Here is a 22031-nt window from a genome sequence, read left to right as displayed (position 1 = left end):
AAATATCGCACAGATAAGCTAGCCATATTTGTATCAATATTTAAGAATTACAATTGATTGGCGCTTGGATTAGACTGTGAATGCGGCAAACCTTGTCGGATTAACTTCGAATATTGTTCACTGCTCAGTTGCTTAATTTGAGAGACGCGGGGGTTAACATGGGCTTTTTGATACCATGTTTTCATATCCCAATTTTGGTCTATGGCATGGAGGTCGTGCAAATAATTCGGCAAATAACCGGATGCAAATAAGCGGTAATCGGTTGGAAGTTGATGTTTGGAAACCGCTTGAATCATGTCAAACACCAGTGTTGTACAATTACTGGTGAGCGTGTTGTACCATTTGGGTTGAGTCTGTAGTTCATCGGCTTTATGCAGATATTCAATAAACAGCGCCTGCATTTCAGATTTTGGCATGTTTACGGGGAAGAAATAGACCTGTTCACCGCGTGTGTTGCTGCGGGTATAGATGATATCTTTTTCATCAGAAGCAATGAGGCTCAGTTCATATTTACGGAAAAAACCACCAATCGCAGAGAATTCTTCATTTTTCTCTTTGCGAATTTCAATCGAAAACGTCAGCGGTGGTTGGTCAGCAAAATCAAAACTGACCAGTGTATGTGCAATTTTCGGCCCCATCCAATACGAGGTAATGATGTTGACGCCATTGATTTGACTTAGGTCATATTGGCGGGTTTCCCAACGCGGGGTATAGCTGCCATCGGCATGCCAGTCGAAATTACGCACATTGTGTAAGGTGACCAGATTGCCTTGCTTTTCATAATGCAGAATTTCTGCCACTTCAGGATTCCATTCACGATCTTGGCGTGCCTCCATGCCAAAATACCAAAATAGACCACAGATAAAGCCCACAATATAAATCAAGACATCTTTACGACGGCTAAAAAAGTGTTGGGTAATATAGATGCCTAAAATGCTCAGGGCAAAAGCGATCCAGATCCCAATGATAATGCGGCTGCCTAACCAGCCTGCCGGTTGCTGTATCCACAGGGCGGCACAGAGCCAAATCGAAGAACAGAGGACAAACACACTAAATAGAGCATGAAGAATACTTCGCCCTATTTTTTTGAAGATTGCTTGTTGGTCACTCTGTTGCATATTTTTCTTTTAGCTTAAGATTTTTCTTTATTTTCGGTAAGTTGCGAACTCAAAAGCAATCCCAGTTTTGTCGTCGATATGTTGTTCTGACGCCACTTTTTGAAAGTCCGCAGGAATTTCAGGATAATGCGCATCACCTTGAACATCGAGTTCAACATGCGTGAGTTCTAAACGGTCTGCGATGCCGATGGTTTGCTTAAAAATTTCACCACCACCAATAATAAACAAACTCGTTGGTTTTTCTGAACTTGCAACATCAGCAACAGCTTGCGTTAACGCCTCGTCGATACTATATGCGACTTTGGTGCCTTCAAATGACCAATTGCTATCTCGTGTAATGACCCAATTGACACGCTTCGGTAGGGTACGTCCCATAGACTCTAAGGTTTTGCGTCCCATGACCACTACACCGCCTTGAGTGATGGCTTTAAAGTGCTGTAAATCGGCAGATATATGCCACGGCAAATCATTCCCTTTACCAATGCAGCGCTGCTGATCCATAGCGACAACGTGCACGATTTCTAAATTTTGAAATGCCATAGTTTGAACTCAAATAGCCGAAATATTTGCCGTCTATTAGAATGCAAAATCCCGCTTGAGGTAAAGCGGGATTTTGCTTTTCACTTGGGATTTCTAAAAATTAAACCGCAACAGGGGCTTTAATCGCAGGATGTGATTCATAACCTACGATTTCAATATCTTCAAATTTAAAATCGAAAAGATCGGTAATTTCAGGATTGAGTTTTAATTGGCACAGACCCATTGGTTCACGTGTCAATTGCAACTGCGCTTGTTCGAAATGGTTGGCATATAAATGTGTATCCCCACCGGTCCAAACGAAGTCGCCTACACCTAGACCACAAACTTGCGCAATCATGTGTGTTAACAGGGCATAGCTGGCAATGTTAAACGGCACACCCAAAAAAACGTCAGCACTGCGTTGATATAATTGGCAAGATAATTTTCCGTTTTGAACAAAAAATTGAAACAAGGTATGGCATGGTGGCAATGCAACATTACCGGCCTCATTTGGGTTCCAACCAGACACGATTAGACGACGTGAGTTAGGATTGGTTTTGATTTCATTGACCAACCATTTAATTTGGTCAAAACCATCTTGTTCATATAGGCCATCGGCTTTTTTGGTTGCACCGAAATTACGCCATTGATGACCGTAAACAGGACCTAATTCTCCGGCAGGACGACCGAAGCGTGCAGTTTGTTCTGCTGTAGACCATTCATCCCAAATCGAGACTTTATTGTCTTGCAAATATTGAACATTGGTATCGCCTTTAAGGAACCACAACAGTTCAATCACGATAGAGCGGAAATGAACTTTCTTGGTGGTGAGTAAAGGGAAACCTTGAGAAAGATCGAAGCGCATTTGATGACCAAATACAGAACGTGTTCCCGTACCCGTACGGTCGCCCTTGTCGCCGCCGTTGTCGAGAATGTGTTGTAAAAGGTCTAAATACTGGCGCATGTCTCTCTCATAATTTGCTAAATTTCTTGTGGCACATATTAGCTTGTTTTGCGTGTGGAAGGAACTGTGATGGGCACTTGAATATGGTCGGGTTTAAAAAATCAAAAACATACGGTGTTTATTGGGTGATGACCAAATTTTGCATGCCACAAGCACTGAATTATTGGAGCGAATACGTCTATTAATAACAATTACACCAAGCGTTAACGAGACAATATGTCTGTTAAATCAAGCATGAGCTTAGGAAACTTAAGCTCTATTGTTTTTATATTGAACGATGTTTCATTCGAAGCGTTGAAAAAAATACAGATAAGTTTGATTAAAAAATAAACGTGATTTTTCTCATTGTGAAGAGATGATTTTGGGCTATTATTTCTGAATAAGGGTTTGATATCAAAAATAAATCGATTTGAATTAAAAATAGACGGTCGTATTTAAATGTGAAGATTTGTTTAAGAAATCTTACATTTTTTACATGAAAAAACATGATTTACGCGGTACTATCACCCTCGTTAAAATTTTTGAATGCCTAAATACAGGCGGGAGTGTGGGTTAAAGAATGGCTTATGATCACAATGTAAACTTGAGTGAAGTGCATGCTCCAGTTCAGGCAAATATCATAATTCGTTCTCAGGCGAGTAAAAATACGGGCAAGTCCAATACCACTCAAAAAGCAGCGACTAAAAATGTGGTATCCCGAAATGGTCAGCGTATCGATATCGATCGTTTGACTGGATTTTTACAAGGCATTACCCGTCAAAGCAGTACTCAGAAATGTGCCCGCAGTGTTCGTCTAGCACTTGAGTCCGCTGGGGCACGTTTTAACGGTCACCCCGTTGCCGCAGCAGACTGGGGCAGCACATTACAAAAAATTGGTTATCAAAAAATTAATTTAGCGTTTGATCGTCCTAAGAAAGGCGATATTTATATTATCGACCGCAATCAAAGTAGTCGTTATGGTCATATCGCAGCATATTCAGGTAAGGACTGGGTGTCTGATTATCGTCAAGCGGGCTATGCGGTCTATCGAACTCCAAATGTGAAATACAGCTATTATCGCTTAGCAGATTAACAGCCCGTGGCTGCAAAAAAGGTTAGTCTTCAAACCTTTTTGAGCGCTGACTGTAGATCGAGACGATAAATAATCCAATTGCAGTAAAGCCCACACATTGCAGCGCTAAAATCCAGCGTTGCTCATTGGGTAGAAAATAAATTAAGCACACTAAACATAAAATGGGCAAACTAGCCAAACCGCATTTTAATGACTGAGACAGTGTTTTTAGTTTGTCTTGTCTGAGCTTATAAAGCAGATCAATCATCAAACCAATCGCTAAACTGAAGCCCGCAAAGCGGGGGTCTAGTTGTTTTTGTTCAGCGCATAGAAAAATAAGCACGCAGGTACTGATACAAATGATGAGCTTGATTTGTCGGTTACAGCGCTCAGAATACCAAAACGTCAGCATTTAAACTTTACCTTGGGGTGAAGTTTTCTCGTTTTTATTCAGCAGTGAAATCGGGGAGAGCAGGCAGATTGCCAAAGCCATAAAGCCAATGCCTTGAGCACCGGGAATCAGAATTTCACCCTTATTCATGTTGATAAAAACCAATGCTAACAGCAGTGCAATCGGTATCCAAGTCAATAAACGATAGAGCAAACCTGTTGGATTTTTTGCTGCAAAATGAATCTTGCAATAACGACAAATCAGGAAAATGACGCCTGTACCCATGAACATTAGAATGGCTTGAAGTGTTAGGGGTTCCATCCAGTAGAGAACACCGGTCAGTACGGCCATCGCAATAAAAACCAGGATTTTTTTAAGTACAGAAATGCTGGGGTTAAACCAAAATTCAAGCATAATTGAAAGAGTGTTATTAGATAATAAAAGTATAAATCATCTTTTGTAGAATGTAAGTTTTAGTTGTATATCGGATTAATGAGAGAAAATGGAAATAATAATGTCAGAACTTGAACAATTACCTCAACAATTTCATCCCTTTTTAGAAAAAATAAAGTCAACAAGAGTAACCTGTATTGAGTTTGATAAAGAGCGAAGCGATGAGTTCAAACCTTGGGATAGTAATTTAGGAGGATCTCCTTATTTACCATTGGGTTTTGAATATCCGAAATCCAAAGAATCAGATCAACCTTTACAATTTTTAGGTCAAATTAATTTTGGTGAAATTCCTCATCTAGAAAATTTTCCAGACCAAGGGATTTTACAATTTTATTTAAATATGAAAGATTTAGGTTTGGGAATAGATGAAAGCCGAGATAATGTTCAAATAAATCATCGTGTTTTGTATTTTCCAATAGTCGTTGAAGAGCAGGGTTGTTTACAACAGGTTGAAAATTTTAAAGCGCTTACTGAATTATCTGAAGATGAAGAACAATTGTGGGTAGCACCTAGTCGTTTGATTGATTTTAGATTTGTACAGCAGTACATGACTTTTTTTGATTACCGTTTTGCTCCATTACTTTTTAATCGTACACAGGTTGAGACTAACAATACTTATGCAGATATTGCTCATGCGTATGAGTATTATGAAAAGCCCTATACAGAATATTTTCAAATCGAAGGTGGACACCGTCTTGGAGGGTATGCCAACTTTTTACATTCAAGAGATAATCGTATTGAACTTGGAATTCAAGATCATATTTTATTAATGCAGCTAGATACAGATGATAGTCTTGAATGGTGTGATGGTGGTATCGCCCAATGGTATATTCATCCTCAGGATTTAAAGAATAAAGATTTTTCTCAAGTTATTTTCCAATGGGCCTGTCATTAAAACAGTAACGCCCAATGAAAATCATTGGGCGTTGAATGATAAATTAGTATCAATTTATTTAAGACCACATGGAAAATTAATGATTTTTTTGTGGACCCCAGTCATAGATTTTTTTCTGGTAGGCATACCACATCATCCATAGGCCAATCAGAATCATCGGAACTGTCAGGAACTGACCTTTACTCATCCATCCAATGAACAGTTGACCATTGTCCGGCTCACGGAAGAATTCAACGGTGAAGCGTGCGATACCATATCCGATGAGGAACAAGGCTGAAACGGCATAACGTGGACGAGGTTTTGAACTAAACCACCACAGCACAATAAACAGAATTAAACCTTCACAGAGGGCTTGATAGAGCTGTGACGGATGGCGCACCAACTGAAGTGGATCGGTCGGGAAGATCATGCCGAAAGCAAAATTAGGATCGGTCACTGCACGACCATACAGTTCGCCACCAATAAAGTTCCCAATACGACCAAACATCAAGCCTGTTGGAACGCAGGGTGCAATAAAGTCGAGGGTCTGGAACCAGGTCATTTTATATTTCTTGCACCACAGTAACATGGCAATCATGACACCAAGGAAACCGCCATGGAAGCTCATGCCGCCGGTCCAAACTTGGAACAGCCATAGTGGGTTGGCAAGGAACTGATCGAAACCATAAAAGAAGACATAGCCAAAGCGTCCACCAATCACGACACCCAATGCACCGTAGAAAATCAGGTCAGAGACCATTTCTGCGTTCCAGCCGTCACGTTGTTTTGCACGGTAGGTTGCCAAGCCCCATGCAAATAAAAAGGCCAATAAATACATCAGACCATACCAGTGAACTTGTAGTGGCCCCAGTGATATCGCCACAGGGTCGATATTTGGATATGTCAGCATTGCTGTTCCTTGTCATTATGTTTTGCACAGATTTTAGCTGAATGTGCTGAAAAATGTTGTACATTCAATGTGTAAAGATATTGAGAGTTGAATATGTGCATTGTGGCTTTTGCTTGGCAGGTCTTGGATGACATGCCACTCTGCCTGATTTCGAATCGTGATGAGTTTTATCATCGACCGACGGCAGGCCTAAAACAATGGGTGGATAGTCCGATTATTGCAGGGCAGGACTTACAGTCTTGTGGAACATGGATGGGGATAACCGCTCTAGGGCGTTGGGCGATTGTGACCAATTTTCGTGATGGTCGTGATCAGACTGCATATCCCACTTCACGTGGTGCTTTGATTCAGCAATTTTTAGAATCTGAGCAAACGCCCATTCGTTTTGCGCAAGCACTTGAACAAATCCAATGTAATTATGCTGGCTTTAATTTATTCGTTGGCGACGCTACTCAAGCCGTTTATATGAGTAATCGCGGTGAAGCACCACAAGTCTTAGCCAAAGGGGTGTATGTCACATCCAATGGTTTAATGACTGAGCATTGGGAAAAGACCCGACATTTACGTAAACGTTTCACGCAAGAATTTTTGCCGATGCTACAAAGCCAGCAACCACAGGCGGACATAGATGCCGCTGCGTGGGATATTTTGGAAGATGAACGTAAAATCATTCCAGCATTGTTACCCAATACTGGGATTCAGACAGAGATGGAACATTTGCTGTCTTCGACCTTTATTCAAAGTCCGGTGTATGGCACCCGCTGTTCAAATCTATTGTGTATGCGGGATTCACAGTGGCATTGGCAGGAAAAACAGCAGCAGGGTGAGCAACAAGGACAGATCACCCAGATAGAAGTGCATTTAAAGCCATAAAAAAAAGCCGACGATTCGTCGGCTTATTTTTTAGAGGTGTCTTATGCGGTTTTTTGCGTTGGCTGAGCTTGTTCTACCGCTTCGCCAGCAATCACACCACCATCTTTACGGGTGATGACTACGGTCGCTGAGCGAGGACGTGAAGTCGCTGCTGCATTGGTTTGTGATGCAGGCCAGTGGCTGGTCGGTTCAGAATAGGATGCTGAATCTTCACCGGGATGTTGCACATTGATAAAAATCGCTTTGTAGTCAGGTGTCATCGTCACACCTGTGATTTCACATTCTTTAGGTCCAGTCAGGAAGCGACGTAAGTTTTCATCATTCAGTTTTGCACCCACAATGGTTTCTTGACCCGATGATGTCGTGGCTTTTGTACCATCACCGACTTGACCCGGAAGCGCAGCAAGCATCATACAGTTGGTGGTATCGGTATAAGCACCGTCATCGGTTTGAATCCATAACACACCACGTGGGTCGAACCACATCCCATCGGGTGAAGACAAGTCATTGTTGTCATTGAGACCAGATAAGTTAATGTTGCTCGCCATTTTTGCTTCAGCACCAAACAGGTAAATATCCCAAGTAAAGCTGAGCGCTGTGGTTGTATCACCATCTTCACGGAAACGGATAATATGACCGTTGACGTTGCCTTTACCACCTTCAGGGTCGGTGTAGTTACGTGGGTTGGCAGCATCTAGTGCATGCGTCGTACCACGGTTCGAGTTATTGGTGAGAGTCACATAGACTTCACCATTGTCTGGATGCACAGCGACCCATTCTGGGCGGTCCATTTTGGTAGCACCGACAGCATCTGCGGCAAGACGTGCGAAGGTCAGAACATCTGCTTGTGAGCTAAAAGGATACACGCTGTTGCTTTGGTTTAAACCATTGACGTTATAGCTCAATTCAATCCATTGACCTTTGCCGTCATTGTTAAATTTGGCAACGTATAACTTACCGTTGTTCATGTATTTGTCACCAGCAGCATAGCCACCGTTGACATCTTTTTTATTCCATTTTTGGTCGGATACAAATTTATAGATGTATTCACCACGCGAGTCATCACCCATGTAAAATGCGAGGTTGTCATCTTCACGTAAGCGACTTGCACGGCAGTCTTCATGTGCAAAGCGACCCAGTGCAGTACGTTTTACGGGGTTTTCACGGCGGTCAAATGGATCAATTTCGACAATCCAACCAAAGGTGTTTGGACCATTACGGTAATCTTCAGCTGCCTGAGCACCTATGATATTTGCTGACCAACGGTCATATAAATCTTGTGACTCATTACTTCCAATCGCTGTTTCCCAACCATAGCGTGAGTTCGCACCCGCTTTTAGACCATAACGGTTGAGTGCAACAATTTCAGCAGGACTACGTTTGGCATCATCGTCTTTCGCACGAGCGAAGTAACCAATGAAGTTTTCTTCTGTCGTCAGGTAAGTACCCCAAGGGGTATAACCATTACCACAGTTGTTGTGTGTACCACGGGTTTGTTGACTATTGGCTGAAAACTTCGTACTAACTAAGCTTGAGCCTGCAACAGGGCCTTTAAAGTCCATTACGGTCGATGCTGTGATACGACGGTTGAAAGGTGAGTTTTGTACCAGTTTGACAGCTTGAGTCTTACTGTCTTTTTCAATTTGAATGATAGAAACACCGTGTGCATTGACTTCACGGATGACTTCATCTTCAGGGCGACGACCTTCTACTTTGGTTGGGCCTTGCGGGTGCAAGAAGGTCGGATTGATGTATTCATGGTTCATCACCAACAAACCTTGGTCAGACTGCTTGGCATCATAACGTCCAGAGGTGGTATTTAAACCAAAGAAGCTCATACCGTCATGGCAGTCACCAGAGCGGAATTGGAAGCTCGGGCCAGAAGGAACATTGTTATCATCCCACGCTGGGTATGCAGGGTTAATCGAGTCACCCATCGCATATAGCACATGCGCTTGATAGCCTTCAGGAACGGTCACGATATCGTCTAAATTCTTTTTCACTGGTGTGAAATTGAATTTGGTCGGTTTTTGATTTGGATCGGTAACTGGTGGTTTGGTATTGCTATTTGAATCTGAGTCATTGTCATCATTACACCCCGTTAATGAAGATGCCAATGCAAGTGCGACTGCACCACTCGCAGTCTTGGTAATCAAGCTACGACGGCTGATGCGTTGTTCTAAAATGTCACGAAAATGAAGGTTATCCGAAGTGTTGTTATCAAGTTCTTGATCTTCGTTATATGGCATGTTTGTCATGAATTTAAATCCTGGCAAAGGTGTGCTGGGTAAAAGTTGATCACATAAAACTATCGATAAAATATGACAGTGCTTTGAAGCTAATGTTGCAAACTGATGAAATAGGTGTTTAGATTTCGCTGCTTGAAAATTGCAAAACATTAAATGGGCGCATAAAAAAAGAGGCTATCTCAGCCTCTTAGGTGTAAAACTCACCAAAATTGTCGAAACATATGTCTATTTAAGTTGCAGATGTACGTCGTTTTTCAATCAGCTTGCCAAAAAATAAACCTAGTTCAAACAGCATCCACATGGGTATGGCCAACATGATCATCGAAAGTGCATCGGGTGGCGTGGCAAACATGGCGACAAAAAAACAGCCAACGATAATAAAACGACGCTTCTCCACCAAGGTTTGAGTAGACACCACCCCGATCAAAATCAAAATTAATGTGATGATCGGAATTTCAAAGGTCAATCCAAACACCAAAAAAAGCTTTAAGCAAAAACTTAAATAACTATTGATGTCCGTCATCGGGGCGACCGTTTCAGGCGAAACACTCATAAAAAAATGTAGGATGGACGGCAGGGCAACCCAATAGGCAAAGGCAATACCGACATAGAAGAGGACGATGCTGCCGAATAATAAGGGCATCGCTAAATACCGCTCTTTTTCATACAGTGCAGGTTTGATGAAGGCCCAAAGTTGATAAATCACGAAGGGCATCGCGAGCATTAGCGCGACAAAAAAATTCAGCTTAAACGGCGCCATAAACGTGGCGGTCACATCCGTTGCGATCATGGATGAGGTCATCGGCAACTGCGCACGCAGAGGCTCTGACATCAATTGATAGCTTTGATTGGCAAAGGGCAATAAACAAAAGAACAGAATCAAAATGAGTCCTGTAATTTTGATCAAATGCCGACGCAAAATCACCAAATGTTTGGTGATCGGCATTTCTTCCAAATCAGGCACAGTGTTCTGTGAATTATTCAATGAAAGATCTGTCATACGGCCACCTGATATTCTGCTAATGCATCGGTCGAACTTAATGTGGGAGCTTGGTCTGTTTTAATCTCGTGCTTTTTTTTCATTTGGGGTGTAGCCACGGCAAAGATCGTGCTCTGACCACGTTCGATGTACTGATAACGTGGGGATAAATTTTTATTGTCAGGTAGGACGGCTTCTTGTTGTTTTAGCGCAGTCTGTTCTATGGGGTGTTGCGTTTGTTGCAATTCATTCATCTGAGCCTGCATACGCGCTTCGAGCTGTTGAATACGTTGCATTTCTTTTTGCATTTCTTCACGAAGTTCGGACATGCGAAGTTCACGGTCAATATCTGTTTGCACGTTACTGATCAGTCGTTTAACTTTCCCGTACCATTTACCTGCAAAGCGGATACCTTCAGGCAGTTTTTCTGGGCCGAGTACGATCAGCGCAATAATGCTGAACACCAGTAATTCGCTAATACCAATATTAAGCATTATGACAACTCCTTAGCTTTGAACTGAGGAATTGGTTTTATTTTGAGCTTCATGCTCTAGCGTGCGAGGCTCATTAAGCTGTGTCTTTGCTGCGTCTTCATCACGCATCGATTTTTTGAAATCTTTGACAGCGCCGCCGACATCTTTGCCCAAGTTTTTTAGTTTTGATGTACCAAAGAGTAAAATCACCACAATTGCAAAAATCAGTACATGCCAAATCGATAGTCCAGCCATCTTGTTATCCTCTTGTTGGTCTGCACAACATTTCAGCAGTTGTAGATGACAGTGAAGTGACCAAGATGTTGCAGTTTAAAGACAGCCGCGAAGCTTATGTTCAGTGTTACTATGCATGGATTGAGCAGTGAGGGTGGTGTAGTGGCGTTTCTTCTTCCGATATTGGGTTTTTTAAGTGGCCTCGGATTGGCATCATTATCAGGAACCGCATCGCTCAAATCGATTTTCTCTAGCTTACTTGCACGCTGTTTTATTCCAGCCGTAATCATCTACAACATGGTGTTCTATCAAGCAGGCAGTTTAGCGCTCATGCTCTTTAGCTTTAGTGTTGCCGTGCTGATGTTTTATTTATTTCGCTGGCTGTTAAAAGATAGTTTACGTGCCTTGTGTGTCAGTTATTTGAACTTGGCTTGGCTGGGTTTTCCTTTTGCCTTAGCACTGTTTGGCCCTGAAATTAGTGCAGCGATGGTGGCTCTGTATGTCGGTGGCTCTATCTTTGGCAATATGTGGGCCGTGACAGCCGTCAGTTCAGCCCAATTACCATGGTCGAGCGTGATGCAAAAAGTGGCGATGTCTCCCCCTGTATTTGCCTTGATGATTGCAGGCGTCTGTCGAATAGTTGGACTGCAGCATTTAGAAGAACATCAGATCTTAGATTGGCTCTATCAAGCTGCAAAAATTGGAATGAGTTTCACGGGGATGTGTGTCTTAGGCATGTGGCTGCGTCAAACCAAGGTACAATGGCGTGATCTGATGAACAGTAGTCGTATTTATGCGATGAAACTCACCGTTGGCGCGGTGATCTGTAGTTTGAGTTATGCCTTTCTTCCGATTCCCCAGATCGAGAAATATATTGGGGTGATGTTTATGCTGTTCTGCTTACCCCCTGCAGCGAATATTGTGGCTTTAGAAACGCATTATCAAGGAACAGGCACTTCGGCGCGTTATATTGCTTCAGGCACGATTATGAGCTGCATCGTCGTTAGTATATATGGGTTAATTTTGCATCTTTTTTCGCTTTAAAATGAAAAGTGAATTATAAATGCCCGTAAAGGGCGACTACTTGAGCTGTTTGCGAATCTGCCAATCACGCACGAGGGCATATATCATCGCGATACCTATCAGGCCTGGAAATCCAATTTGACCTTGCGACAGATTAAGCATGATCGACAGTACGATCAACACTGCAAAAATAGCGTAAGTGGTACGAAAGCCTGAGGTGAGCGGGTAGGTCAGTTGCGCCTGGCAATGAGGGCAGCTTAGTTTTTGAAAACCAAGAAAAGAGCGTGTCGGGATTTCAGTTGAAGTGTAATGGCAAGCGTTGCATATGATCTGTATCGGTTGAAGTTCCATAATTATTCTATTTTTATTCAGGGATTGGAGTTAATCTTTGGCATTAAGATTAACTCCAATGCAAATTATTTCAAACTTGCTTTAAATAATTTCATCGCCTGACCACGATGGCTGATTTTATTTTTTTCTTCTTTTGATAATTCAGCGCTAGAAACATTCAGTTCTGGCAGCCAAAACAGTGGGTCATAGCCAAAGCCATTTTCACCACGTGCTGCTTCCATCACTTCACCGCGCCAAACCCCTTGGAAAATTTGTGGGAGTGGGTCTTCTGCATGTTGGACCAAAGCCAAGACACATACAAACATACCTTCGATTGCTTCACCCTCTTTGCGGAGCGGTTTGAGGTCAGCAAGCAACTTGGCATTGTTAGCGGCATCATTGCCATGTTCACCTGCATAGCGCGCTGAGTAAATCCCTGGTGCGCCACCAAGTATAGGAACGCAAATGCCTGAATCATCTGCAATGGCTGGCTTGCCTGAAATTTTCGACGCATGACGCGCTTTGATAATGGCATTTTCAACAAAGCTTAGACCATCTTCGATGGCATCTTCTATGTTCAATTGACCTTGAGGAATCACTTCAACAGGCAAATTCAGTTCCGCAAACATTTTTTCAAATTCTGCAATTTTGCCTTTGTTATTACTTGCAAGCACCAAAGTGCCTTGAGATAACCAATCAGTTGAAGCCATGTGAATATTCATCATAAAACAAGATTTGAGGCTATTTTAACAAGATGCTGTGGTTGACAGGCAATAAAAAAGCACCCGAAGGTGCTTTTTAAGATTCAAAAACTTATTGCGCTTGAATCCATTTGTCTGCACGGTCACGTGCTTGACGAATTTGGTCTTGGCTTAAGTTGGCTGCCAATGCCGTTTTCTTACCTTCAGACAAGCTAATCACTTTGTTGTCGAGCATGCCATCACGGGTAGAAAGCTCATACCATTGGTATGCACCCATGTAGTTTTTCTTTTGCTCTTCCATCATGGCTAAGTTAAAGCTTGCGCGGTTATCACCACGGCTGGCTGCTTTTTCGAAATATTGACGAGCAAGCGCTTCATCTTTTTTAGTCCCAATGCCATCTGCAAGCATACGACCTACATTAAGCTGTGCTGCAGATAAACCTTGATCAGCAGCAGCCTTATACCATGCAAAAGCTTGACGTTCATCTTTGGCAACGTCTTTACCTTGTTGATATTTAGTGCCTAAGTAAAACTGAGCACCGGGCTGACCTGCTTTAGCAGCTTTACTTAAGCTGTGAATATCCATAATTGAATATTGAGCAGCTTGGCTAGAAACTGAAGATGATGGAGCAACATAATCCGCATGGGCTTGTATGCTAAAAAGTCCAATCAGTAGCGTCGTGCTTAATAATAATTTTTTCATAGAGCGCTCACTCGATAAATTGCGACTTCACCAAATAGATTTGGGAGACGTTTACTGAGTAAACTGTCTTGTTGATCCCCATTCACGGCAAGTCGGTTAATAATCCGGATGTTATTTTCAGCACACAGCGCTTCAAAATCACGGAAAGTACATAAATGAATATTGGGCGTGTTATACCACATATAGGGTAACGCGTCTGAAACGGGCATCATTCCTTTTAATGCAAGGAAAGAACGAGCCTTCCAATGTGCAAAGTTTGGAAAGGTAATAATAGCCTGTTTCCCCACACGCACCATGTCTCTTAAGAGAACGTCTGGTGCATCTACAGCTTGCAAGGCTTGTGCCATAACCACATAGTCAAAAGACTGGTCGGCAAAGCGACTTAAACCTAAGTTCAAGTCCTGTTGGATGATATTTAACCCGCGACTGACTGCAATTGCAATCTTTTCTTGATCAATTTCTAAGCCATATGCACGAATATTGTGCTTTTTGCTCATATGTGCAAGCAGTTCACCGTCACCACACCCTAAATCGAGTACACTTGAATCTGGTTTAATCCAACGTTCAGCCAGTTGATGATCAATACGCATTAGTTGGTCTCCTTCGGTGTTTCTTGCAGGTGTTTTACACCGCCTAGGAATGCACGTAAGCTTTTCACATATAAAGGAATCGGGAACAAGAAAGAGTCATGGCCTTGTTCAGCATCAATATCCACATAGCTCACAGGCTTATGATTGCTAATTAATGCATCTACAATTTCTTGCGAACGAGCAGGGGTAAAACGCCAGTCCGTTGTAAATGAAACAACTAAAAATTGACACTTGGTTTTAGACATCGCGGTTTTTAATGATTGCTCATATTCACGTGATGGATCGAAATAATCTAAAGCCTTGGTCATGATCAAATAGGTATTGGCATCAAAGTTACGGCTAAATTGCTCACCTTGATAACGCAAATAACTTTCGACTTGGAATTCGACGTCAAAGCCATACATAAATTTACCTGACTTTAAGTCACGGCCAAATTTTTGTTTCATGGCTTCTTCAGAGAGGTAAGTGATATGACCCACCATACGGGCCAAGATCAAACCTCGCTTAGGATAACTATCATTTTCTAAATAGCGACCATCATGGAAATCAGGGTCAGACAAAATCGACTGACGCGCCACTTCGTTAAAGGCAATGTTTTGCGCAGACAGTTTTGGTGTACTGGCAATAATCACGCACTTTTGTAAACGATCTGGATAGTCCACAGACCATTGTAGAGCTTGCATGCCCCCTAAAGAGCCGCCAATCACCGCATACCACTGCTGAATTTCTAAACGATCAGACAACATGGCTTGGGTTTTGACCCAGTCACGGACAGTCACTAATGGGAAATCAGGACCATAAGGGCGATTGTCATTTTCAGGATTTGGAGAGGTCGGTCCAGTAGAACCGCTACAGCCGCCGATATTATTTAGTGCTACGACAAAGAATTTTGACGTATCAATGGCTTTGCCTGGTCCAATACATGCGTCCCACCAACCCGGCTTACGGTCATCTTCATGATGATAACCTGCAGCATGGTGATGGCCTGACAGTGCATGACAAATCAAAATTGCATTGGATTTGTCTGCATTCAGTTCGCCATAAGTTTCAACCATGAGCTCAAAACGTGGGAGTATGCGATCGCATTCGAGCTCTAACGGCTCTTCAAAAATAAACTTTTGTGGGGTAACTAAGCCCACTGAGTCAGCTGGAAAAGACACAGGAATAATTCGCCTTAAATCTTTAGTATGAATAATAAAAGGATACCACTTGAGGGTATCCTTCTAAAGTCATTTTATTGCTATTTGATATTTATAGCATTGAATTAGACTGCAGCAGCAATCACTTGTTCAGTACTCAAAACACCTTGTTCAATTAAACGGTTAGTGCTGGCAATAATCGCTTCAATGGATGCAGTCACGATGTTGTCATGTACACCTGCGCCGAATGCAGACTTGCCTGTGCCTTTCACTTGAAGCTCAATCAACGCCAAGGCTTTGGCATGCGCGCCTGAACTGATGCTGCGTTCTTCATAGTTCAAGACATCAATCGGCAACTGCAAGGCATTTAAGATAGCAGAGATTGGGCCGTTGCCTTCACCGCGCAATTGCTGGATCTCACCGTTCACTTCGACATCAAGCTCAATGACTTGTTTGCCATTTTCATCATGTAAGCGGTAGTTTTTCGCCGCATAATGCGTATCTTTGGCAGCCACATAAGTGTCTTTAAACAATGACCAGATCGCTTGCGCAGAAATCTCAGTACCGTCTTCATCTGTTTTTTGCTGTACGATTTGCGAGAACTCAATTTGAATACGACGAGGCAAAACCACGTTGTAATTTGATTCTAACAAGTACGCAATACCGCCTTTACCAGACTGTGAGTTGACACGAATCACGGCATCATAGTCGCGGCCCAAATCTTTCGGGTCGATTGGCAAATAAGGCATATCCCACATTTCTTCGTTCTTTTGGAACTCGAAACCTTTTTTAATGGCATCTTGGTGTGAGCCAGAGAACGCGGTGAAGACCAAATCACCAGCATACGGATGACGAGGGTGTACCGGCAAGCCTGTGCATTCTTCAATGATTGAAATAATTTCGTTAATGTTTGAGAAATCTAAGTTTGGCGCAACACCTTGGGTATACATGTTCAATGCAATCGCTGCAACGTCCACGTTACCTGTACGTTCACCGTTACCAAACACACAACCTTCGACACGGTCAGCACCAGCCATAATCGCCAACTCAGAAGCGGCAATACCACAGCCACGGTCGTTATGACAGTGTACAGAAATAATCACACCGTCACGGCGCTCAATATTACGATGCATCCATTCCACTTGGTCGGCATAGACGTTCGGACCTGAAACTTCAACCGTTGCAGGCAAGTTTAAAATCACTTTGTTCTCTGGAGATGCTTCCCAAATTTCAGTGACCGCATCACAGACATCTTTAGCAACTTCTAATTCTGTTGCAGTAAAACACTCTGGACTGTATTGGAATACAAATTCAGTTTCAGGCTGTTTTGCAGCGTATTCTTTGACTTTCGTTGCGGCATTAATCGCTAATTGTTTTGCACCAGCAACATCAACATTCAACACTTTATTGCGGAATGTTGGCGAGTTTGAGTTGTAGATATGCACGATGGCACGTTTTGCACCTTGTAATGATTCAAATGTACGTTGAATCAAATGATCACGTGCTTGAACCAAAACTTCGATGTACACATCATCGGGAATATGGCCGCCTTCGATCAACAAACGGGTGAAATCAAAGTCGATTTGTGATGCAGAAGGGAAGCCGATTTCAATGTGTTTGAAACCAATTTTCACAAGCATTTGGAACATTTTGAACTTTTGTTCAATGTTCATTGGCTCGAAGATCGCTTGGTTACCGTCACGAAGGTCGGTACTCATCCAGATCGGCGCTTTATTGATTTCGTTATTTGGCCATTGACGGTCTGGTAAGTCTACACGTTGGTACATGCGACGGTATTTTTTGCTTGGATCTGCCAACATCATGTGAAAACTCCTTATAGCACCGTGGATAAATGTCGTGGATAAACGGCAAGGTACTACTTATATAGATTGTGTCTATTCTAACAATTTACAAGTTTAATTTCGGAGTCTTTAGTCGAAAGTCGAAATAAATCTGTAAAGATTCACATGACTTAGCTTTACCGTAAGCTCGTAAATGTATAACTAAATATTAGTCCATATATTCCGGAAATAATTTCCTATTTTTGCGTCAAGATGCCATTACTGGAAAATATTTTTCTATAAAATTAGCTTTTTTGAAAAATATAATCTTTATTGATCTCATCGACGGTGGCTGTTCCCATCAATGCCATCGTAATCTCAAATTCTTCTTTCAGTATTTTGAGTACATGGGCAACGCCTAAAGCCCCCGCAGTCGCTAAACCATAAATGCAAGGACGTCCAACTAATACGGCAGATGCACCCAAGGCTATCGCTTTAAACACATCTGAACCACGACGAATACCACCATCATATAAAACTGGAAAATCCGTAGGCACAACTTTTTTAATCAGTTCTAAGGCGGTGAGAGGGTAAATGCAACCGTCCAGTACGCGCCCTCCATGATTCGACACAATAATGCCTTGTACACCGTGTTGCAGGGCAAGTTCAGCATCATGTGGACTGACAATGCCCTTTAAAATAATTGGTAATGAGGTGTTTTGACTGAGCCAAAGGATATCTGCCCATGTCGGTGCGATTTTCATCAGACCTTTAAAAACGGGATGGTCGCCATCGTTGAGCTCAGGCAATGGGATATGTGCAGGGGTATGCGGATGCTGCATGCCTTCAGGCAAATGAAAAAACACTCGACGTTCACGGTCACGAATCCCTGTATGCGGGGAATCAACAGTCACCACAATCGCTTTATAGGCATGTTCTTCTGCCATCTTGACCAGTGATAATGACTTTTCGCGCTCACCTTGCCAATACAATTGGAACCATTTGTACGGATTGTTCTGCTTTAACTTACGCATATCTGTATTGGTAAACGTACTGAGGATCATATTGCTGCCAAGGACTTCGGCAGCGAGGGCTGTTGCAGCTTCAGCATCAGGATGAAATTGTTGTTGATGACCTATCGGGGCTACAAAAATAGGATGTGGGAAACGTTGCCCTAAGATTTCGATTTGGGTATGACCTTGGGTTAGATCTTTCAGCATACGTGGTAGCAGTTGTATCTGTTCAAACTGAGACAAATTGCCACGGACACTGTGTTCATCCATCGAGCCGCCTTGCAAGTACTGCCACACCATGTTGGAAAGGTGTTTTTCAGCCTCGACTTCATAATCTGCAATGGTTTGCAAATGAGCTGGAATCTGAGTGAGTGGCGCTAAAATGTTGTGATCAGTCATTGTCAGTTTGTCCATGTCTATTGACCTTAAGCTTTAAATTTCGGCCCATTTGCGGATAAGGTTGTGATACAGACTAGTCAACTTGACGACTTCACTATGTGCATCACCCAATTGCATACGCAAATTTTGAATGCTTTGATCGAGATTAAATAACATGTGACGCTCAGCATCTTCACGGATCATACTTTGCAACCAAAAAAATGATGCAATACGACAGCCTGCAGTCACAGGAGTAACTTCATGCACACTGGTAGATGGATACAAAATCAAATCTCCGGCAGGCAATTTCACTTCGTGGTAGCCATAGGTGTCTTCTACCACAAGTTCACCACCCTCATATTCTTCGGGTTCACTTAGAAAAATCGTGCAGGACAAATCGGTACGAATTTTTTGATTGCTGTCAGGCATCCAGCGAATGGCATTGTCGACATGGAAACCAAACGTTTCACCATTTTCATAGCGGTTAAAATAGGGCGGCAAAATATTGAGGGGGAGAGCCGCAGATGTAAAAAGCGCGTGTTGTGACAATTCATGCAGAATAATGTCACCTAAATGCTGTGTTAATGGATGGTCTATATCTAGCTGTTGGTTGTTTTTTACATTTTTAGACAGTGAGCCCGTAGTTTTTTGACCATTAATCCATTCTACTTTTTGCATTTCTGTGCGGAAGTAGTTGACCTGTTCTTTACTCAATACATTTGGGATATGGTGAATCACGGCCTAACCCTTTGGAACTGTAATATTAATGTTTTGATCATATACAAAAATAGCCTCGAAGCGAGGCTATTTGAGTCAATACCATAAATTATTTATGGTATTTATTTTTTCTTAGTATTTGAAGTTAACAGATAGAACTGCGCTGCGACCTTCTGCTTCAGTGGCATAGTGAGATGCGTAGGCTTTAGTGAAATAACGTTTGTCAGAAAGGTTATTTACATTCAACTGTAAATCCACATTTTTGTTAACGGTATAACGCGCCATAGCATCGTAGCGTACGTAGCTTGGAACCCATTTTGTATTGGTAGCATTACCAAATACTTTATCCATGTAGGTAGCGCCACCACCAATTGTGAACTGTGGAAGGACTTGGTAAGTTGTCCAAAGTGTTGCTGAGTTTTTCGCAACGTTTTGAACTTGGTTACCATTGCTTGGATTTACAACATAGTCGTCACCGACTTTCGTGAAACCACCGTCAACTAATTCGCTGTCTAAGTAGGTATAACCTGCCATTACAGCCCACTTATCAGTTACATTACCAGTAACACCAAGTTCGATACCATCAACACGTGTTTCACCAATGTTGCTTGTAGTACCCTCTGTTGTTGTTGCACGTGTATTGGTTTTTTCTGTACGGAAAATTGCAGCAGTTAAGTTTAAACGGTCGTTTAATACATCCCATTTCGTTCCTAACTCGTAAGTTTTAACCTCTTCGGGTTTAAGGTTTTCGATTGCTGCAGTAATACCTTCTGAGCCATCACCACCATCAACACCGACTGGATTTGAGGATGTCGCATAGCTTGCATAGATACTGCTATTTTCAGTTGGTTTAAATGTTAAACCTGCTTGCCAGTTAATAAAGTCTTTTTCATTTTTGATTGATACTTTATCGCCAGCTTGAGCTTTAGCAGGATTTGAGGTCACATTGCTGTTGAGCGCACCATAAGTCATCGTTTGCTCTGTTGAGTAATCATCCCAACGTACACCCAAATCTAAGATCCATTGTGGGTGTAATTCAATGCTATCAAGGAAATATACTGAAGTATTTTTAGTTTCGATATTATAAAGATCTGCGCCAGCAGTACTTAAAGAGCCTGTCCAATTACCACGGTCAGGGTTTTGCACTGATGTACACCAACCATTTGCGATCGAATCTGCCGGACAAGATTGATGTGCAGAGCCTGTCGAGTTTTTGCCGTCAATAATATACTGGGTACGATCTGTTTCTTGATCTGAATATTCTGCGCCCAAATTAAAACGATGTTTTAAAAAGCCTGTGTCAAATTTACCAGTTAAAGCCAGTTGATCAGTAAAGCCATCTGTATCCGCAACTCGTGAGTTTGCACGTGCCCATACATTGCCTGTTACTTGGCCTGTTGCTTTATCAAAAAAGTTACCTTTTGAGTCGTCTGGGTTTGTCCATAGATAGTCATTTTTTGATTTGCTATAAACAGCAGTATTAGTCAATGTCAAGTTGTCAGTTAAGTCATGTTCTAACTTAATTGTACCAATATGATTTTCTTGTTTTTGGAAATCACGATCTTTCCAACCGTAGTAAATGCCTTGTTTGACATCAATCGGTTTACCGTTACCGTTTAATGGGCGGTAGTCCATTTCACCAGTTTTAGGTGCGCCAAATGGATTGTTATATGGCACACCAGAATCAGGTGTATCATCCGATTTTAGATAGTAATAGCCAACAGTTGCACGAGTAGGTGTGTCTAAGCCGAAAGTAATACTAGGGGCAATACCAGCACGTTTGTATTCAGCACCATCAGCTTGACCAGCTTTCTCATTCATGTGGCCCATAACGGCAACACGTGCAGCAATCCCATTGCCAAAATCTTTGTTGCCATCAAGCGTCACACGTGCATAAGCATCTGTTCCACCAGCAACTGAACCTTCTAAAAAGTCACCTTTTTTCGCAACTTTCGAAATCATGTTGATACTGCCGCCAGAAGTACCTGCACCACCCATAGCAGAAGCTGAACCTTTGGTAACTTCTACTTGCTCTACAGCAAACATCTCACGGTTTTGAGAAGTTGAGTTACGTACACCGTCAACATACATTGAGCTTTCAGAGTTATAACCACGAATAAATGGACGGTCGCCATTTGGATTGCCACCTTCACCAGCACCGAGGGTAATTCCAGGTACTGTACGTAAAGCATCACTTAAAGTTGTGACTTGCGTGTCTTCAATCAGTTGCTTAGAAATCACTGATACTGATTTTGGTGTATCAAGAAGGGGAGCAACAAATTTAGCATTCGCAGATTTATCAACTTTTAAGCTTGGTGCTTTTTCAGCAGCAACTTCTTGGTTAATCGTTGGAAGTTGAGTAACTTGCTCTTGTGCGATTGCATTAACAGCAATAACAGAAAGTGAAGAAGCAATTGCTGAAGAAACAATTTTCTTACGTGTTTTAATGAAGGCCATTTCGAACCCGTTTTGGAATAGTGAATTTGTATGCGAATAATAATGATTCTTATTTTTTCTTACATCTTTGTGTAATTGTAAATCACGATAAATAATCATATTGTGATAGTC

At 42.1% G+C, this 22031-nt stretch carries 23 protein-coding genes; 4 read left to right on the top strand and 19 right to left on the bottom strand.

The features are described 5' to 3' along the window. Window positions 1-47 precede the first annotated feature (47 nt). From FTV38_RS02200 to thyA, 3 genes are all read right to left on the bottom strand, one after another. Complete coding sequence (locus tag FTV38_RS02200) at window positions 48-1118, bottom strand: DUF4105 domain-containing protein (RefSeq protein WP_180021095.1); 1071 nt, start codon at window positions 1116-1118, stop codon at window positions 48-50. Window positions 1119-1145: 27 nt separating this feature from the next. After that, window positions 1146-1658: a dihydrofolate reductase gene (locus tag FTV38_RS02195; RefSeq protein WP_168377882.1), complete on the bottom strand. Its 513-nt coding sequence runs from the start codon at window positions 1656-1658 to the stop codon at window positions 1146-1148. Between the two features lie 100 nt (window positions 1659-1758). After that, on the bottom strand, window positions 1759-2601 hold the full coding sequence (thyA, locus tag FTV38_RS02190) for a thymidylate synthase (protein WP_078189681.1): 843 nt from the start codon (window positions 2599-2601) through the stop codon (window positions 1759-1761). 559 nt (window positions 2602-3160) lie between these two features. Between thyA and FTV38_RS02185 the strand changes: the two genes are divergently transcribed. After that, complete coding sequence (locus FTV38_RS02185; protein ID WP_078189680.1) at window positions 3161-3673, top strand: peptidoglycan amidohydrolase family protein; 513 nt, start codon at window positions 3161-3163, stop codon at window positions 3671-3673. A 22-nt stretch (window positions 3674-3695) separates the two neighbouring features. Here FTV38_RS02185 and FTV38_RS02180 read toward each other — a convergent pair whose 3' ends face one another. Next, window positions 3696-4064: a hypothetical protein gene (locus FTV38_RS02180; protein ID WP_180021093.1), complete on the bottom strand. Its 369-nt coding sequence runs from the start codon at window positions 4062-4064 to the stop codon at window positions 3696-3698. After that, a complete protein-coding gene (locus tag FTV38_RS02175) occupies window positions 4065-4457 on the bottom strand; it encodes a hypothetical protein (protein WP_180021092.1) in 393 nt (130 codons plus the stop codon). Window positions 4458-4557: 100 nt separating this feature from the next. On the opposite strand from FTV38_RS02175, the gene FTV38_RS02170 reads away from it, so the two are divergent. Next, window positions 4558-5391 (top strand): YwqG family protein, encoded by an 834-nt coding sequence (locus FTV38_RS02170; protein WP_180021090.1) that lies wholly within the window; start codon window positions 4558-4560, stop codon window positions 5389-5391. 76 nt (window positions 5392-5467) lie between these two features. Here FTV38_RS02170 and lgt read toward each other — a convergent pair whose 3' ends face one another. Further along, window positions 5468-6280 (bottom strand): prolipoprotein diacylglyceryl transferase, encoded by an 813-nt coding sequence (lgt, locus tag FTV38_RS02165; RefSeq protein WP_078189677.1) that lies wholly within the window; start codon window positions 6278-6280, stop codon window positions 5468-5470. Window positions 6281-6373: 93 nt separating this feature from the next. Between lgt and FTV38_RS02160 the strand changes: the two genes are divergently transcribed. Further along, a complete protein-coding gene (locus FTV38_RS02160) occupies window positions 6374-7153 on the top strand; it encodes an NRDE family protein (protein ID WP_180021089.1) in 780 nt (259 codons plus the stop codon). Window positions 7154-7194: 41 nt separating this feature from the next. On the opposite strand, the gene FTV38_RS02155 is transcribed toward FTV38_RS02160, so the two are convergent. From FTV38_RS02155 to tatA, 4 genes are all read right to left on the bottom strand, one after another. Continuing rightward, on the bottom strand, window positions 7195-9411 hold the full coding sequence (locus FTV38_RS02155) for a PhoX family phosphatase (RefSeq protein ID WP_180021087.1): 2217 nt from the start codon (window positions 9409-9411) through the stop codon (window positions 7195-7197). 220 nt (window positions 9412-9631) lie between these two features. Continuing rightward, the gene (gene tatC, locus FTV38_RS02150; RefSeq protein ID WP_180021085.1) at window positions 9632-10402 is read right to left on the bottom strand and encodes a twin-arginine translocase subunit TatC; all 771 of its coding nucleotides are present in this window, start codon (window positions 10400-10402) and stop codon (window positions 9632-9634) included. Then, window positions 10399-10875, bottom strand: a complete 477-nt coding sequence (gene tatB, locus FTV38_RS02145) for a Sec-independent protein translocase protein TatB (RefSeq protein ID WP_180021083.1) — start codon at window positions 10873-10875, stop codon at window positions 10399-10401. The genes tatC and tatB overlap by 4 nt, the downstream gene beginning before the upstream one ends. A gap of 12 nt (window positions 10876-10887) precedes the next feature. Beyond that, window positions 10888-11109, bottom strand: coding sequence for a Sec-independent protein translocase subunit TatA (gene tatA / locus FTV38_RS02140; RefSeq protein WP_168377874.1), 222 nt, complete (start codon window positions 11107-11109; stop codon window positions 10888-10890). Between the two features lie 141 nt (window positions 11110-11250). On the opposite strand from tatA, the gene FTV38_RS02135 reads away from it, so the two are divergent. Then, window positions 11251-12132, top strand: a complete 882-nt coding sequence (locus FTV38_RS02135; protein ID WP_180021189.1) for a permease — start codon at window positions 11251-11253, stop codon at window positions 12130-12132. A gap of 36 nt (window positions 12133-12168) precedes the next feature. Here FTV38_RS02135 and FTV38_RS02130 read toward each other — a convergent pair whose 3' ends face one another. The 9 genes from FTV38_RS02130 to FTV38_RS02090 form a co-directional block, all read right to left on the bottom strand. After that, window positions 12169-12462: a hypothetical protein gene (locus tag FTV38_RS02130; RefSeq protein ID WP_180021081.1), complete on the bottom strand. Its 294-nt coding sequence runs from the start codon at window positions 12460-12462 to the stop codon at window positions 12169-12171. 65 nt (window positions 12463-12527) lie between these two features. After that, a complete protein-coding gene (gene rdgB, locus FTV38_RS02125) occupies window positions 12528-13151 on the bottom strand; it encodes an RdgB/HAM1 family non-canonical purine NTP pyrophosphatase (RefSeq protein WP_180021079.1) in 624 nt (207 codons plus the stop codon). A 103-nt stretch (window positions 13152-13254) separates the two neighbouring features. After that, window positions 13255-13845, bottom strand: a complete 591-nt coding sequence (locus FTV38_RS02120; RefSeq protein ID WP_078189669.1) for a tetratricopeptide repeat protein — start codon at window positions 13843-13845, stop codon at window positions 13255-13257. Further along, window positions 13842-14435, bottom strand: a complete 594-nt coding sequence (gene metW / locus FTV38_RS02115) for a methionine biosynthesis protein MetW (RefSeq protein WP_180021077.1) — start codon at window positions 14433-14435, stop codon at window positions 13842-13844. The genes FTV38_RS02120 and metW overlap by 4 nt, the downstream gene beginning before the upstream one ends. Beyond that, entirely contained in the window at window positions 14435-15595 is a 1161-nt protein-coding gene (locus FTV38_RS02110) for a homoserine O-acetyltransferase (protein ID WP_168377871.1), read from the bottom strand. The genes metW and FTV38_RS02110 overlap by 1 nt, the downstream gene beginning before the upstream one ends. A gap of 104 nt (window positions 15596-15699) precedes the next feature. Next, on the bottom strand, window positions 15700-17397 hold the full coding sequence (gene leuA, locus FTV38_RS02105) for a 2-isopropylmalate synthase (RefSeq protein WP_180021075.1): 1698 nt from the start codon (window positions 17395-17397) through the stop codon (window positions 15700-15702). A gap of 263 nt (window positions 17398-17660) precedes the next feature. Then, window positions 17661-18767 carry an alpha-hydroxy acid oxidase gene (locus tag FTV38_RS02100; RefSeq protein WP_180021187.1) on the bottom strand — a complete coding sequence of 369 codons (1107 nt, stop codon included), beginning with the start codon at window positions 18765-18767 and terminating at the stop codon, window positions 17661-17663. Window positions 18768-18800: 33 nt separating this feature from the next. Continuing rightward, window positions 18801-19484 (bottom strand): Fe2+-dependent dioxygenase, encoded by a 684-nt coding sequence (locus FTV38_RS02095; protein ID WP_078192711.1) that lies wholly within the window; start codon window positions 19482-19484, stop codon window positions 18801-18803. Between the two features lie 111 nt (window positions 19485-19595). Next, a complete protein-coding gene (locus FTV38_RS02090; RefSeq protein WP_180021073.1) occupies window positions 19596-21920 on the bottom strand; it encodes a TonB-dependent siderophore receptor in 2325 nt (774 codons plus the stop codon). Window positions 21921-22031: the final 111 nt, after the last annotated feature.

Origin of the sequence: Acinetobacter sp. YH16044 (assembly GCF_013417145.1) — a bacterium.
Taxonomy (GTDB): Bacteria; Pseudomonadota; Gammaproteobacteria; order Pseudomonadales; family Moraxellaceae; genus Acinetobacter; species Acinetobacter amyesii.
Note: the sequence above shows the minus strand (reverse complement) of the source record. Positions and strands in the feature narration are given on the sequence as shown.